This is a genomic window from Psychrobacter sp. 1U2 (genome assembly GCF_051847575.1).
In genome coordinates, this window is sequence record NZ_JBPYDC010000752.1 from 1 (window position 1) to 856 (window position 856).

The 856-nt window shown below is 44.2% G+C and carries 1 protein-coding gene and 1 pseudogene; one reads left to right on the forward strand and one right to left on the reverse strand.

The window, feature by feature from the left end; translation table 11 throughout:
• Positions 1 to 521, reverse strand: a 521-nt coding sequence (locus ACS8FD_RS18525; protein ID WP_439276923.1) for a DUF3025 domain-containing protein, incomplete at its 3' end; no start/stop codon positions are given.
• A 114-nt stretch (positions 522 to 635) separates the two neighbouring features.
• Here ACS8FD_RS18525 and ACS8FD_RS18530 point away from each other — a divergent pair.
• Positions 636 to 856, forward strand: a pseudogene (locus ACS8FD_RS18530) (metal-dependent hydrolase); the annotation flags it as partial.

Here is an 856-nt window from a genome sequence, read left to right on the forward strand (position 1 = left end):
AGCATATGATAGTGGTTTAGCAGGGCTTTGGTCTTGGGAAAGGTCAGCCAAATACTACCGTTAAATAAGTCATGTAAGTTATCACGCGTCGGAATATTGCCAGTCATGGCGATAAAACTCTCGTAAGCCTCGCCTTCTGGTAGCGCATCCTGTGAGACAAAACTCAAAGTATGCGCTCGCTGATTTTTAATGGGTTTAGTGGTCGGTAATGGCCTTTGCGCAGTTTCGCTTTGCTTCTTTGAGGCAGTGTTAAGTATACCTGCGACAATATCTATAGACTTGTCATTGATTATCGAAACCTCTGCCTGCTGAGGTGAATGACTTAGCTCATTTATACTTTTACTAATGTCGTTCAATTGACTTAAATGACTAAGCCACGGGGCTTGCCAGTCAATCTGAGCAAAGCTGTCATCAAGCTTACTGGTAAATATAACGGACTCATGGGCAGACGAACCATTTACCAAAGGTTGGTCAAAAAGAGCATCAGCACGATGCAGATGTGGCAAATTACTAGCGGTCATATTGACGATCTCTATTAGGCGGCTGGCGGCTCTATGGTATCATGGTGCGCTTTTTTACGGCTAGACAAGCAGCTCGAAACGATGTTTTCGCGCGCTATTTATTAATGAGTTTTTATGGCAAATTTTAACACCCACTTAAATGTTGCATTTATGGTCAGTGGCACGCTGAGTTTGGCAGTCTATAAAGCTGGATTGGTTGGCGACTCAGGTTTTTTGATGTGTGTGGCGCTCGGCACCATCGGCGGGCTATTGCCTGATTTGGACTCTGATCACTCAACCCCGATCAAGCTTGGGTTTAATATCATCTCTTTTGTCTTTGCCTTTGGTTTGGTGAT